Genomic DNA, 13,962 nt, shown 5'->3' with positions numbered 1-13,962 from the left:
TAACGATATTTACTATGAATTACGGAGGAGATACGATGAAAGAACCATTGGATTTAAGTAAATATAGCGTTAGAACTGACCTTGCTGTAGAAGCTCATCAAATGTTGCAAGAAAGCCAAGAAGAACAAAAAGGGATACAGGGGGTAATTGTAAAAGAGAGGGAAGAAGAAGGTACTATAATTACAAAAGTAACAATTGATGAAGCTGCCTCTGAAGCGATGGGTAAAAAACCTGGAAATTATTTAACGCTTGAAGTACAAGGTATACGTCAGCAAGATACAGAACTTCAACAAAAAGTGGAGCGTATTTTTGCAAAAGAATTTTCTTATTTCTTAGAAGAGGTTGGTGTTACAAAAGAAGCGAGCTGTTTAATTGTAGGCCTTGGGAATTGGAATGTAACACCGGATGCTCTTGGGCCAATAGTTGTAGAAAATGTATTAGTAACGAGACATTTGTTTCAATTGCAGCCTGAAAGTGTAGAAGAAGGATTCAGGCCTGTTAGTGCAATTCGGCCGGGGGTAATGGGGATTACAGGCATCGAAACGAGCGATGTTATTTATGGGATTATTGAGAAGACAAATCCAGACTTTGTAATTGCGATTGACGCATTAGCTGCTCGTTCTATTGAACGAGTAAATAGCACGATACAAATTTCTGATACTGGAATCCATCCTGGATCAGGGGTTGGGAATAAACGTAAGGAACTAAGTAACGAGACATTAGGTATCCCTGTTATCGCAATTGGTGTTCCGACTGTGGTCGATGCCGTTTCGATTACAAGTGATACAATTGATTTTATTTTGAAACATTTTGGTCGAGAGATGAAAGAAGGAAACAAACCTTCAAGATCTTTGTTACCAGCGGGATTTTCATTTGGAGAAAAGAAAAAATTAACAGAAGAAGATATGCCAGATGAAAAGAGCCGAAATATGTTTTTAGGTGCTGTTGGTACGTTAGAAGAAGAAGAAAAAAGAAGGTTGATTTATGAAGTGCTATCGCCCCTTGGTCATAACTTAATGGTGACCCCAAAAGAAGTAGATACTTTTATTGAGGATATGGCGAATGTAATAGCGAGTGGTTTAAATGCAGCGCTGCATCATCAAATTGATCAAGATAATACGGGAGCGTATACACATTGAGGGAGAAAGATGATAATAGTTTGAGTCGTTTTGCGCTTTTGTGTATATGTAGTGTAGCTTTATGTTTACTTATGATGATAGCAGGAGTGTCACTTGCTAATCATGGTTTGAAAAGTATGAAAGGTTATCGGCAATTGTCGTATGAACAAATAGCTCATATGACAGGGACAGAGAGTACAGGTGTTGAATCAGAAATTTTGGGTAGTTCGTTTTCAGCTTCAGAAAAACAACAACAATTAGAACGTTTAAGAAGTTTTAATGTTGTAGAAGGAATTGGGATGGCGGTAGCAAGTGTAGCTTATGAAATGACGAAGTTCGGAACGGATATAGTTGTTGGGAAAATAAAGGGGATTTTTAGCTAAGAGTAGCATGGGAGATGGTTGTTTTACTGATTTGTAAGACAACCGTTTTAAAATTTGAAAAGGGTTTGTCTCTTATGGTTTATTCGCATAAGATATAGATAGAATGATTTGTATCGTAAGCAGCACGAGTTTTCATTGAATCTTTGTTGCTCTATTGATATAATCAGTGCTAGTGTATATTGGCGAGACTATTAGGAGTTGAGAACATAGATGAACAAAGAAGAAAGAGCAAAAAGACAGTCCAAAATTCGTAATTTCTCTATTATTGCTCATATTGACCACGGAAAATCAACGTTAGCAGACCGTATTTTAGAGAAAACAAATGCGTTAACACAACGCGAAATGAAAGCTCAGTTGCTTGACTCTATGGATTTAGAGCGTGAGCGTGGTATTACAATCAAATTAAACGCAGTTCAATTAAACTATAAAGCAAAAGATGGTGAAGAATATATTCTTCATTTAATTGATACACCAGGACACGTCGACTTTACGTACGAAGTATCTCGTAGTTTAGCGGCTTGTGAAGGCGCGATTCTTGTAGTAGATGCAGCGCAAGGTATTGAAGCTCAAACGTTAGCGAACGTATACTTAGCGCTCGATAACAACTTAGAAATTTTACCAGTTATCAATAAAATCGACTTACCAAGTGCGGATCCAGAACGTGTACGTCAAGAGGTAGAAGATGTAATTGGTTTAGATGCATCAGAAGCGGTACTTGCTTCTGCGAAAGCTGGAATTGGTATTGAAGAAATTTTAGAACAAATTGTTGAAAAAGTACCAGCTCCGGCAGGTGATTCAGAAGAGCCGTTACAATGTATGATTTTCGACTCTTTATATGATCCGTACCGTGGTGTAATTGCTTATATCCGTGTTGTAAATGGAACGGTAAAAGTTGGCGATAAAGTACGTATGATGGCAACGGGTAAAGAATTTGAAGTAACAGAAGTAGGTGTATTTACACCGAAAACTACGCAACGTGACGAGTTAACAGTAGGTGATGTAGGTTTCTTAGCAGCATCTATTAAAAACGTAGGTGATACACGTGTTGGTGATACGATTACACATGCGAAACGTCCAGCTGCAGAGGCGTTACCAGGTTACCGTAAATTAAACCCGATGGTATTCTGTGGGCTGTATCCAATTGATTCTGCTCGTTATAACGATTTACGTGATGCGTTAGAAAAATTAGAGTTAAACGATTCTGCTCTTGAGTTTGAACCAGAAACATCTCAAGCGTTAGGATTTGGTTTCCGTTGTGGATTCTTAGGACTTCTTCACATGGAAATCATTCAAGAACGTATTGAACGTGAATTTAAGATTGACTTAATTACAACAGCGCCAAGCGTTATTTATAAAGTTTATTTAACAAACGGTGAAGATGTTATTGTTGATAATCCATCTAATATGCCAGATCCACAGTCTATCGATCGTGTAGAAGAGCCGTTTGTGAAGGCTTCAATTATGGTTCCGAATGACTATGTTGGAGCTGTAATGGAAATTTGCCAAGGTAAACGTGGAACGTTTATTGATATGCAATATTTAGATGAAACGCGTGTTACATTAACATATGAAATCCCGTTATCAGAAATCGTATATGACTTCTTCGATCAATTGAAATCAAATACGAAAGGGTATGCATCATTTGACTACGAGTTAATTGGTTATAAACCATCTAAACTTGTGAAAATGGATATTCTTTTAAATAATGAACAAGTGGATGCTTTATCATTTATCGTACACCGTGATTCAGCGTATGACCGTGGTAAAGTAATTGTAGAGAAATTAAAAGAATTAATTCCGAGACAACAGTTCGAAGTACCAATTCAGGCGACTATCGGAAATAAAGTTGTAGCACGTTCTACAATTAAGGCGATGCGTAAAAACGTACTTGCAAAATGTTACGGCGGTGACATTTCTCGTAAGCGTAAACTTCTTGATAAGCAAAAAGAAGGTAAAAAACGTATGAAGTCTGTTGGTTCTGTAGAAGTGCCACAAGAGGCATTCATGGCTGTACTGAAAATGGATGACAACTAATATTTGAAATAAAAAAGAAGTCGTTTATGCGGCTTCTTTTTTCTGTATAATTACTTTTTAGACATCTGAGCAGCTCTCATTTACAATAATGAGAGAGCTTTTTAGTTCATATAGAGTTAGGAGATTGTTAATGTCCGAAAATATTCGAAAAGATATTCAAGATAAAATACAAAATGGCAATTTTAATTGTGAAAAGGAATTGACGCTTTCTATTATTAGTGGAAAGTGGAAAGTTGTGATACTGTGGCATCTTGGTGTGGAAGGGCCTCATCGTTTTAGTGAATTACAACGGTTATTCCCAAGCATTTCTCATAAAGTTTTGTCGAACCAATTAAAAGAGTTAATGGAAGATGGGATTGTTGATCGAACAGTATATCCCGAAATTCCTCCTCGTGTTGAGTATTATATGACGGAACTAGGCATGTCACTTTTACCGATCGTTGAAATGATGTATGATTGGGGAAAAATGCGAATGGAACAAATTCGTAATACGTTAGAGAAGTAGAGAATCCTCCGGAGTGCGGAGGTTTTCTTTTTAGAAAGGTAGGAGTTATATTTGGTACAAGCTGCATATATTCATATTCCGTTTTGTCAGCACATTTGTCACTATTGTGATTTTAATAAAGTGTTTATTGAACGCCAACCGGTTGATCAATATTTAGATTATTTAGAGAAGGAAATAATAAATACGGTTCAAAAAGTTCCGTTTGATAGTATGAAAACGATTTTTGTGGGCGGTGGAACTCCGACAGCGTTAAATATGGAACAGACAAAAAAATTACTCGAGATTATTAATCGTCATTTGCGTCCGTTTGCTCCGAATTGTGAATTGACATTTGAAGCGAATCCAGGAGATCTACCGAAAGAGAAGTTGAATGTACTACTAGAAGGTGGAGTGAATCGAATTAGTTTTGGTGTGCAAACATTCCGTGATGAACTGCTTGAGAAAATCGGGCGCAAGCATACGAGGGAAGATGCATTCCTAGCAATTCGAGAAGCTCAGGAAGTAGGCTTTAAAAATATTAATGTAGATATTATTTATGCTTTGCCAGGACAAACGATAGAAGATGTGAAGGAAACATTAGACATTGCTTTTACGCTTGGTGTACAACATTTCTCGGCATATTCATTAATTGTGGAACCTAAAACAGTGTTTTATAACTTAATGAATAAAGGGAAATTGCGTCTTCCGGGTGAAGACCATGAAGCTAAAATGTATGAAATGGTAATGGATGAAATGGAGAAACACGGTTATAACCAGTATGAAATTAGTAATTTCTCAAAAGGTGACAATAAAAGTAGACATAATCTCACATACTGGAATAATGAAGAGTATTATGGCTTTGGAGCTGGAGCTCATAGTTATGTGAATGGGGAACGTATTCAAAATGTAGGTCCGCTGAAGCAATATTTTAATAAAATTGATGAAACAGGATTTCCGTATTTAGATGTTCATAAGGTGACGGAGAAAGAAAGAATGGAAGAAGAACTGTTCTTAGGACTTCGAAAAACAAAAGGTGTTTCTAAAACGGCATTCCGCAATAAATTTAATGTGGAGATGGATCAAGTTTTCGCGAAGCAGTTACAAAGCAATCAAGAACAAGGATTACTTGAAGAGGAAAATGGACATGTGCGTTTAACGCGAAAAGGAAAATTATTAGGGAATGAAGTATTCCAATCATTTTTGATTGACTAATTAAATGTTCCATAGGCGTGAAAAAGTTTCATTATTTCGTGACGTTTCCGTTGACAATTGAATGTCAATTTTGGTAAGTTATTAATAGATTTAGCACTCAAAGACAAAGAGTGCTAACAGAGGTGATGATGAGATGCTTACGGAACGTCAGCTCTTAATTTTACAAACAATTATTGATGACTTTATTGGATCAGCGCAGCCTGTTGGGTCTAGAACGTTGGCTAAAAAAGATGAAATCACATTTAGTTCAGCTACTATTCGAAATGAAATGGCGGACTTAGAAGAATTAGGTTTTATTGAAAAAACGCACAGTTCTTCTGGACGTGTTCCTTCTGAGAAAGGCTACCGATTTTATGTAGACCATCTTTTAGCGCCGCAAAACTTACCGAACGCTGAAATTGTACAAATTAAAGATTTATTTGCTGAAAGAATTTTTGAAGCGGAAAAAATTGCACAGCAATCTGCTCAAATTTTATCAGAACTTACGAATTATACGGCCATTGTTCTTGGACCGAAGTTAAGTACAAATAAACTTAAAAATGTACAAATTGTGCCGCTTGATCGTCAAACTGCAGTCGCTATTATTGTAACTGATACAGGGCATGTACAAAGTAAAACGATTACCGTTCCGGAATCTGTTGATTTATCAGATTTAGAAAAAATGGTTAATGTTTTAAATGAAAAGCTATCTGGCGTACCGATGGAAGAACTTCATAATAAAATCTTTAAGGAAATTGTTACAGTTTTACGTGGGTATGTTCATAATTACGATAGTGCAATAAAAATGTTAGATGGTACATTTCAAGTTCCGTTATCGGAAAAGATATACTTTGGAGGAAAAGCAAATATGCTTTCGCAGCCAGAGTTCCATGACATTCAAAAGGTTAGATCTTTGCTTACCATGATTGATAATGAAGCCGAATTTTATGACATTTTGCGTCATAAACAAGTCGGGATTCAAGTGAAAATTGGTAGGGAAAACACTTCGACGGCTATGGAGGATTGCAGTTTAATTTCTGCAACATATTCGATCGGCGAAGAGCAACTTGGAACAATTGCTATTTTAGGTCCTACGAGAATGCAATATTCTCGTGTAATTAGTTTGTTACAGTTATTTACGAGACAATTTACTGATGGACTTAAAAAGTAAATGAGAGTAATACATTCGCTCAAGTGATGAAATTTTCATTGCTGTGTGTAATATATAATGCTTAGGTAATCATGCTATGCATGATACCTAATACCTTTTAAGGAGGTGAATATTGTGGAAGAGCGTAACGAACAAGTGGTAGAAGAAGTAAAAGAAGCGCAAGTTGAAGAAGCTGTCACGCCAGAAAACAGTGAAGAAACTGTAGAAGAAAAAAGTGAGGCTGCTCTTTTACAAGAAAAAGTAGATGAGTTACAAGCGAAACTAACGGAAACGGAAGGTCGCACATTACGTCTACAAGCTGATTTTGAAAATTATAAGCGCCGTGTCCAAATGGATAAACAGGCTGCTGAAAAATATAGAGCACAAAGTCTAGTTTCAGACATCTTGCCAGCTCTTGATAATTTTGAAAGAGCAATGCAAGTGGAAGCGACTGATGAGCAAACGAAATCCTTGTTACAAGGTATGGAAATGGTGCATCGTCAATTGTTAGAAGCGCTGACTAAAGAAGGTGTGGAAGTGATTGAAGCTGTTGGTAAACAGTTTGATCCTAATGAACACCAAGCTATTATGCAAGTGGAAGATAGTGAATTTGAATCAAACGCGGTTGTGGAAGAATTCCAAAAAGGTTATAAATTAAAAGACCGTGTGATTCGCCCATCAATGGTAAAAGTAAATCAATAATTTACATAAAACTAGGAGGATTCGCCATGAGTAAAATTATCGGTATTGACTTAGGTACAACAAACTCTTGTGTAGCTGTTATGGAAGGTGGAGAACCAAAGGTTATCCCAAATCCAGAAGGAAACCGTACAACACCTTCTGTTGTAGCTTTCAAAAATGAAGAACGTCAAGTTGGGGAAGTTGCAAAGCGCCAAGCAATTACAAACCCAAATACAATCATGTCTGTTAAACGTCATATGGGTACAGACTACAAAGTAGAAGTTGAAGGTAAAGATTATACACCTCAAGAAATTTCTGCAATCATTTTACAAAACTTAAAAGCTTCTGCTGAAGCATACTTAGGTGAAACAGTAACGAAAGCTGTTATTACAGTACCTGCATACTTCAACGATGCAGAGCGTCAAGCAACGAAAGATGCTGGTCGTATCGCTGGTTTAGAAGTTGAGCGTATCATTAACGAGCCAACAGCAGCAGCACTTGCTTACGGTTTAGAAAAACAAGACGAAGAACAAAAAATCTTAGTATATGACTTAGGTGGCGGTACATTTGACGTATCTATCCTTGAGTTAGCAGACGGCACATTCGAAGTTATTTCAACTGCTGGTGACAACCGTCTTGGTGGCGATGACTTTGACCAAGTTATCATCGATCACTTAGTAGCTGAGTTCAAAAAAGAAAATAACATTGATTTAAGCCAAGATAAAATGGCGCTTCAACGCTTGAAAGATGCAGCTGAAAAAGCGAAAAAAGATCTTTCTGGTGTAACACAAACTCAAATTTCATTACCATTCATTAGTGCTGGAGCTGCTGGTCCATTACACTTAGAATTAACGTTAACAAGAGCGAAATTCGAAGAGCTTTCAGCAGGTCTTGTTGAAAGAACATTAGAGCCAACTCGTCGTGCATTAAAAGACGCTGGTTTTGCTCCAAGCGAATTAGATAAAGTTATTCTTGTTGGTGGATCTACTCGTATCCCAGCTGTACAAGAAGCTATTAAACGTGAAACTGGTAAAGAGCCATATAAAGGTGTAAACCCTGATGAAGTTGTAGCATTAGGTGCTGCAGTTCAAGGTGGCGTACTTACTGGTGATGTAGAAGGCGTTCTATTATTAGACGTAACTCCACTTTCTTTAGGTATTGAAACTATGGGTGGCGTGTTCACGAAATTAATCGAGCGTAACACTACAATTCCAACAAGTAAGTCACAAGTATTCTCGACAGCTGCTGATAATCAACCAGCAGTAGACATTCACGTATTACAAGGTGAGCGTCCAATGTCAGCTGACAACAAAACGTTAGGTCGTTTCCAATTAACTGACCTTCCACCAGCACCACGTGGTATTCCACAAATCGAAGTAACATTCGATATTGATGCGAACGGTATCGTTAACGTACGTGCGAAAGACTTAGGAACAAGCAAAGAGCAAGCTATTACAATCCAATCTTCTTCAGGTCTTTCTGATGAAGAAGTAGAACGTATGGTACAAGAAGCGGAAGCAAATGCTGACGCTGATCAAAAACGTAAGGAAGAAGTTGAACTTCGTAACGAAGCTGACCAACTTGTATTCCAAACAGACAAAGTTGTAAAAGATTTAGAAGGTAAAGTAGATGCAGCTGAAGTTGCAAAAGCAACAGAAGCGAAAGAAGCATTACAAGCTGCAATTGAGAAAAACGAGCTTGAAGAAATTCGTGCGAAAAAAGATGCTTTACAAGAAATCGTACAACAATTAACTGTTAAATTATACGAGCAAGCTCAAGCAGCTGCTGGTCAAGCAGAAGGTGCGCAAGGTGCACAAGACGCTGGCACGAAGAAAGACAATGTAGTTGACGCTGAGTTTGAAGAAGTAAAAGAAGACAAGTAATTCAACTGTAAACATAATAAGTAAGATGACAAAAAGTCAAAGTCAAGCGTGCCTTGACTTTGGCTTTTTTCACGAATGAGAAGCGATGTGTGAGGATCTTAAGTTTTTCGCTTTGCATACTGTAAGTGAGGAAACTTTGTTGCAAAGCACTTTCTTTCGGTGTTAAAATTACGTTTATGTGAAAGATTCGGGGGTTGTAAATTTATGAGTAAACGAGACTATTATGAGGTCCTTGGACTTAGCAAGGGCGCTTCAACAGATGAAATAAAAAAAGCGTATCGTCGTTTGGCTAAAAAATACCATCCAGACGTAAGCAAAGAAGAAAATGCAATTGAAAAGTTTAAAGAAGTACAAGAAGCATACGAAGTGTTAAGTGATGATCAAAAGCGTGCGCAGTACGATCAATTTGGTCATGCTGGTGCAAATCAAGGATTCGGTGGATTTGGCGGCGGAGGAGACTTCGGCGGTGGCTTCGGTTTTGAAGATATATTTAGTTCTTTCTTTGGCGGTGGCGGCGGCAGACGTCGTGATCCAAATGCTCCGCGCCAAGGTGCTGACTTACAATATCAAGTCACTTTAGATTTTGAAGAAGCTATTTTTGGTAAGGAATTAAATGTGGAAATTCCAGTAGAAGATCCATGTGATACTTGTAAAGGTAGTGGAGCAAAACCAGGAACTTCAAAAGAAACATGTAAACATTGTTCAGGCTCTGGTCAAGTGAGTGTAGAACAAAACACACCGTTTGGTCGTATCGTAAACCGTCAAGCTTGTGGTCATTGTTCAGGAACTGGACAAATTATTAAAGAAAAATGTACGACATGTCACGGTTCAGGTAAAGTTCGTAAGCGTAAAAAAATCAATGTTAAAATTCCAGCGGGTATCGATAATGGTCAACAAATTCGTGTGTCTGGAAAAGGTGAAGCCGGCGTAAATGGCGGACCAGCAGGAGACTTATATGTTGTCGTTCATGTAAGAAATCATGAATTCTTCGAGCGTGAAGGAGATCACATTATTTGCGAAATGCCATTAACATTTGCGCAAATGGCGCTTGGTGATGAAGTGGAAGTTCCTACTGTTCATGGTAAAGTGAAGCTGAAAATTCCAGCAGGAACACAAACTGGAACAGAATTCCGCTTAAAAGGAAAAGGTGCTCCGAACGTACGTGGATACGGCCAAGGAGATCAATATGTAGTCGTTCGTGTTGTTGTACCGACGAAATTGACTTCACAGCAAAAAGATTTATTACGTGAATTTGCAGGACAAGAAGAGCAGGATGATAGTTTATTCGGAAAGCTTAAACGTGCTTTCAAAGGGGAATAATGGAAATAAAAAATGGAGTTGGTAAATTGTGAAATGGTCAGAAATTAGTATTCATACAACAGAAGAAGCAGTAGAAGCTGTCTCTCATATTTTACATGAAGCTGGTGCTAGCGGAGTTGCGATTGAGGATCCAGCGGAGTTAACGAAAGAGCGCGAGCAACAATATGGTGAAATTTATGCATTGAATCCAGATGAATATCCGGCGGAAGGTGTATTAATAAAAGCATATTTCCCGCAAACGGATTCTTTACATGAAACGATTGCAGGTGTAAAATCATCTATTGATGTGCTTCCATCTTACGACATTGAAATTGGTACTGGAAATATTACCGTTAACGAAGTCAATGAAGAAGATTGGGCTACTGCTTGGAAAAAATATTACCATCCAGTACAAATTTCTGATACATTCACAATCGTACCGACGTGGGAAGAATATACACCATCTTCTCCTGATGAAAAAATCATTGAATTAGACCCAGGTATGGCGTTTGGTACAGGAACTCATCCAACAACAACGATGTGTATTCGTGCTTTAGAAAAAACAGTACAGCCAGGTGACACTATCATTGATGTAGGAACAGGTTCTGGTGTGCTTAGTATTGCAGCGGCAAAATTAGGTGCGTCTTCTGTTCAAGCATATGATTTAGATCCGGTTGCAGTTGAAAGTGCAGAAATGAATGTGCGTTTAAATAAAACAGATGATATCGTGTCTGTTGGGCAAAATAGTCTTTTAGAAGGTATTGAAGGTCCTGTTGATTTAATCGTAGCTAACTTATTAGCAGAAATTATTCTTTTATTCCCTGAAGATGCAGCGAGAGTTGTGAAGTCAGGTGGATTATTTATTACATCGGGCATTATTGCTGCGAAGGAAAAAGTAATTTCTGAGGCGTTAGAACAAGCTGGATTTACAATTGAAGAAGTGTTACGAATGGAAGATTGGGTAGCAATTATTGCACGAAATGCGTAATATAGATTTTAGTCTATAATGAAAAGGGGAGTCTCTCACTATAAGGTGAGGGACTTGCCGTTTGTTATATGAAAAATGATAATGTTTCGTTCTTTTCGTAAGTGTTGACTTACGAAAGGAACGAAACTCTACTAAGGTGATTATATGCAACGTTATTTTGTAGAAGAAAAACATGTAAGTGAAGCAAAAATTCGCATTGTAGGTGATGATGTACATCACATTGCGAGAGTAATGCGTATGACAGCTGGCGATCAAATTTATTGCTGTGTAAACGGAAAAACAGCAGTATGTTCAATTGATGAAATTACCAGTGAATTTATTAATACGGCTATTGTAGAATGGGTAGAGGCGTCAAGTGAACTTCCTGTTTTCGTGACGATTGCAAGTGGACTGCCAAAAGGAGACAAGCTAGAGTTGATTTTTCAAAAAGGAACTGAGCTTGGGGCAGCTGCATTCTTACCATTTCAAGCATCTCGCTCTATCGTAAAATGGGATGCGAAAAAAGCTGATAAAAAGGTTGAGCGTTTAAGAAAAATTGTGAAAGAAGCTGCGGAACAATCACATAGAAGTGAAATTCCGGAAGTACATGCTCCGGCATCATTTAAGCAACTGCTTACAATGAGTGGTGAGTATGATGTTTGTCTTGTTGCTTACGAAGAGGAAGCGAAACAAGGCGAGAAATCTAATTTTGCGAAAGCTTTAACGACAATGAAACCAGGTCAAAAGCTATTGATTGTATTTGGCCCAGAAGGCGGTTTAGCTGAGGAAGAGATTACAGCGCTTCGTGAACATAAATTTGTACCATGTAGTTTAGGACCAAGAATTTTAAGAACAGAAACGGCGCCGTTATACGCGTTAAGTGCTGCTTCGTATCATTTTGAATTGATGGGGTGATGATCAATGTCAACTGTTGCGTTCCATACGTTAGGTTGTAAAGTAAACCACTATGAAACAGAAGCCATTTGGCAATTGTTTAAACAAGGTGGTTATGAAAGAACAGAATATGAAAAGAAAGCTGATGTATATGTTATTAACACATGTACAGTAACGAATACTGGGGACAAAAAAAGCCGTCAAGTAATCAGACGTGCTGTGCGTCAAAATCCAGATGCAGTTATTTGCGTAACGGGATGTTATGCACAAACATCTCCAGCTGAAATTATGGCGATTCCAGGTGTAGATATTGTAGTTGGTACACAGGATCGTGAAAAGATGTTAGGTTACATCGAAGAATTCCGTAAAGAGCGTCAACCAATTAATGCTGTCCGCAATATTATGAAAACACGTGTGTACGAAGAACTTGATGTACCTTATTTCACGGATCGTACACGTGCGTCTTTAAAAATACAAGAGGGTTGCAATAACTTCTGTACATTCTGTATCATTCCTTGGGCGCGTGGTTTAATGCGTTCTCGTGATGGAAAAGAGGTTATTAAACAAGCACAACAATTAGTGGATGCAGGCTATAAAGAAATCGTATTAACGGGTATTCATACAGGTGGATACGGCGAAGATATAAAAGATTATAACTTAGCTGGATTACTTCGTGATATGGAAGCGGAAGTAGGCGGATTAAAACGTCTTCGTATTTCTTCTATTGAAGCGAGTCAAATTTCAGATGAAGTAATTGAAGTGTTAGATAAATCTGAAGTAGTTGTACGTCACTTGCATATTCCGTTGCAATCTGGTTCTAATACTGTATTAAAACGTATGCGTCGTAAATATACGATGGAATTCTTCCAAGAGCGTTTAGATCGTTTGAAAGAAGCGTTACCAGGCCTTGCGATTACATCTGACGTAATCGTTGGTTTCCCAGGTGAAACAGAAGAAGAATTCATGGAAACATACAATTTCATTAAAGAGAACCGCTTCTCTGAGTTACACGTGTTCCCTTATTCAAAACGTACAGGAACACCTGCAGCACGCATGGAAGATCAAGTTCCTGAAGATGTGAAGAACGATCGTGTTCATCGTTTAATTGAGCTATCTAATCAATTAGCGAAAGAATATGCATCAGCGTTTGAAGGTGAAGTGCTTGAAATCATTCCAGAAGAGCAATTTAAAGACGGCGACCGTGAAGGGTTATATGTAGGGTATACAGATAACTACTTGAAAATTGTATTTGAAGGATCAGAAGAATTAATTGGTAAGCTAGTGAAAGTGAAAATTACGAAAGCTGGCTATCCATATAACGAAGCGCAATTTGTTCGTGTTATTGAAGATGATGTGAAAAAAGAATCAGCAAGCGCATAAAAAAGAGCGTGCAACCGGAAACGGTTTGCATGCTTTCTTTATTTGAAGCGGTTAAGTACTAGAAGGTGGAGAGGCGTTTCGTGCATCCCTGTATGAAAAAAGTTGAAATGATAAAAATATAGTTGTCTTCATGAAAGAAGGATACTAGCTATTTGTATAACTTTTGAAAAGGAAATGCTTCTATTCTTCTTTTATTCTGCCAAATAGTTGACCTGAAGTGATAAAATGTATTATAATCGTAAAAGACATGCTGAAGAAGTGTTTCTTTTTGCATGCTGAAGTTAGTATGTAAGTGTGATGTTTCGGAGGGAGGGAAAGAGAATGTCAAAAACAGTCGTTCGTAAAAACGAGTCTTTGGAGGATGCACTTCGCCGTTTTAAAAGATCGGTTTCTAAAACTGGTACACTTGCTGAAGCAAGAAAGCGCGAGTTTTATGAAAAACCAAGTGTAAAACGTAAGAAGAAATCTGAAGCGGCAAGAAAGCGTAAATTCTAAGAG

The 13,962-nt window shown here is 37.9% G+C and carries 13 protein-coding genes; all 13 read left to right on the top strand.

Translation table 11 applies throughout. The features are described from left to right. Nucleotides 1-35: 35 nt before the first annotated feature. The 13 genes from gpr to rpsU all read left to right on the top strand — a co-directional run bounded on the left by gpr (nt 36) and on the right by rpsU (nt 13,959). Nucleotides 36-1,139, top strand: a complete 1,104-nt coding sequence (gpr, locus tag ACS2FK_RS03270; protein WP_000662646.1) for a GPR endopeptidase — start codon at nt 36-38, stop codon at nt 1,137-1,139. After that, complete coding sequence (locus tag ACS2FK_RS03265) at nt 1,136-1,501, top strand: YqxA family protein (protein WP_001207095.1); 366 nt, start codon at nt 1,136-1,138, stop codon at nt 1,499-1,501. Before gpr ends, ACS2FK_RS03265 begins: the two co-directional genes overlap by 4 nt. A gap of 210 nt (nt 1,502-1,711) precedes the next feature. Next, entirely contained in the window at nt 1,712-3,535 is a 1,824-nt protein-coding gene (gene lepA / locus ACS2FK_RS03260) for an elongation factor 4 (RefSeq protein ID WP_001030948.1), read from the top strand. 130 nt (nt 3,536-3,665) lie between these two features. Beyond that, nucleotides 3,666-4,040 (top strand): winged helix-turn-helix transcriptional regulator, encoded by a 375-nt coding sequence (locus ACS2FK_RS03255; protein ID WP_001293539.1) that lies wholly within the window; start codon nt 3,666-3,668, stop codon nt 4,038-4,040. Between the two features lie 51 nt (nt 4,041-4,091). Beyond that, nucleotides 4,092-5,231 (top strand): radical SAM family heme chaperone HemW, encoded by a 1,140-nt coding sequence (hemW, locus tag ACS2FK_RS03250; protein WP_000249436.1) that lies wholly within the window; start codon nt 4,092-4,094, stop codon nt 5,229-5,231. 133 nt (nt 5,232-5,364) lie between these two features. Next, complete coding sequence (hrcA, locus tag ACS2FK_RS03245) at nt 5,365-6,381, top strand: heat-inducible transcriptional repressor HrcA (RefSeq protein ID WP_000954942.1); 1,017 nt, start codon at nt 5,365-5,367, stop codon at nt 6,379-6,381. Nucleotides 6,382-6,495: 114 nt separating this feature from the next. Beyond that, on the top strand, nt 6,496-7,062 hold the full coding sequence (gene grpE, locus ACS2FK_RS03240; protein ID WP_000392711.1) for a nucleotide exchange factor GrpE: 567 nt from the start codon (nt 6,496-6,498) through the stop codon (nt 7,060-7,062). Between the two features lie 26 nt (nt 7,063-7,088). Further along, nucleotides 7,089-8,924, top strand: a complete 1,836-nt coding sequence (dnaK, locus tag ACS2FK_RS03235) for a chaperone protein DnaK (RefSeq protein WP_000034701.1) — start codon at nt 7,089-7,091, stop codon at nt 8,922-8,924. A gap of 204 nt (nt 8,925-9,128) precedes the next feature. After that, entirely contained in the window at nt 9,129-10,244 is a 1,116-nt protein-coding gene (gene dnaJ / locus ACS2FK_RS03230; RefSeq protein ID WP_000043947.1) for a chaperone protein DnaJ, read from the top strand. A 28-nt stretch (nt 10,245-10,272) separates the two neighbouring features. Continuing rightward, nucleotides 10,273-11,211 (top strand): 50S ribosomal protein L11 methyltransferase, encoded by a 939-nt coding sequence (prmA, locus tag ACS2FK_RS03225; protein WP_000872103.1) that lies wholly within the window; start codon nt 10,273-10,275, stop codon nt 11,209-11,211. A 144-nt stretch (nt 11,212-11,355) separates the two neighbouring features. Then, the gene (locus ACS2FK_RS03220) at nt 11,356-12,105 is read left to right on the top strand and encodes a 16S rRNA (uracil(1498)-N(3))-methyltransferase (protein WP_001190142.1); all 750 of its coding nucleotides are present in this window, start codon (nt 11,356-11,358) and stop codon (nt 12,103-12,105) included. A gap of 6 nt (nt 12,106-12,111) precedes the next feature. Beyond that, nucleotides 12,112-13,464 (top strand): tRNA (N(6)-L-threonylcarbamoyladenosine(37)-C(2))-methylthiotransferase MtaB, encoded by a 1,353-nt coding sequence (gene mtaB, locus ACS2FK_RS03215; RefSeq protein ID WP_000108678.1) that lies wholly within the window; start codon nt 12,112-12,114, stop codon nt 13,462-13,464. A gap of 321 nt (nt 13,465-13,785) precedes the next feature. Then, nucleotides 13,786-13,959, top strand: a complete 174-nt coding sequence (gene rpsU / locus ACS2FK_RS03210; protein ID WP_000048061.1) for a 30S ribosomal protein S21 — start codon at nt 13,786-13,788, stop codon at nt 13,957-13,959. Nucleotides 13,960-13,962 lie beyond the last annotated feature (3 nt).

The sequence above is a fragment of the Bacillus cereus group sp. BceL220 genome (genome assembly GCF_051776965.1).
In the GTDB taxonomy this organism is placed as follows: domain Bacteria; phylum Bacillota; class Bacilli; order Bacillales; family Bacillaceae_G; genus Bacillus_A; species Bacillus_A cereus.
The sequence above is the reverse complement of the archived record's forward strand: the minus strand, read 5'-3'. Positions and strand labels throughout refer to the sequence as shown.